Annotated in this window: 4 tRNA genes; all 4 read right to left on the reverse strand. The window is 52.5% G+C overall.

Annotation, left to right across the window (positions count from 1 at the left end):
• Position 1 precedes the first annotated feature (1 nt).
• A tRNA-Pro gene (locus HT708_RS11330) sits at positions 2–75 on the reverse strand.
• Positions 76–90: 15 nt separating this feature from the next.
• Positions 91–164, reverse strand: a tRNA-Arg gene (locus HT708_RS11335).
• 11 nt (positions 165–175) lie between these two features.
• A tRNA-Leu gene (locus tag HT708_RS11340) sits at positions 176–261 on the reverse strand.
• A 7-nt stretch (positions 262–268) separates the two neighbouring features.
• Positions 269–340: transfer RNA gene (locus tag HT708_RS11345), tRNA-Gly, on the reverse strand.
• Positions 341–343: the final 3 nt, after the last annotated feature.

Below are 343 nucleotides of genomic sequence, written 5' to 3' on the forward strand. Positions count from 1 at the left end.
ATCGGGAAGACAGGATTCGAACCTGCGACACCTTGGTCCCAAACCAAGTACTCTACCAAGCTGAGCTACTTCCCGAGTTAAATAGAAAAATGCACCCTAGAGGAGTCGAACCTCTAACCGCCTGATTCGTAGTCAGGTACTCTATCCAGTTGAGCTAAGGGTGCTCATTAGTTTATGCCGAAGACCGGAATCGAACCGGTACGATCGTTACCAATCGCAGGATTTTAAGTCCTGTGCGTCTGCCAGTTCCGCCACCCCGGCCTCTCTAAGCGAACGACGGGATTCGAACCCGCGACCCCCACCTTGGCAAGGTGGTGTTCTACCACTGAACTACGTTCGCACT

Source organism: Streptococcus sp. 3613, assembly GCF_013277375.1.
GTDB lineage: Bacteria > Bacillota > Bacilli > Lactobacillales > Streptococcaceae > Streptococcus > Streptococcus pseudopneumoniae.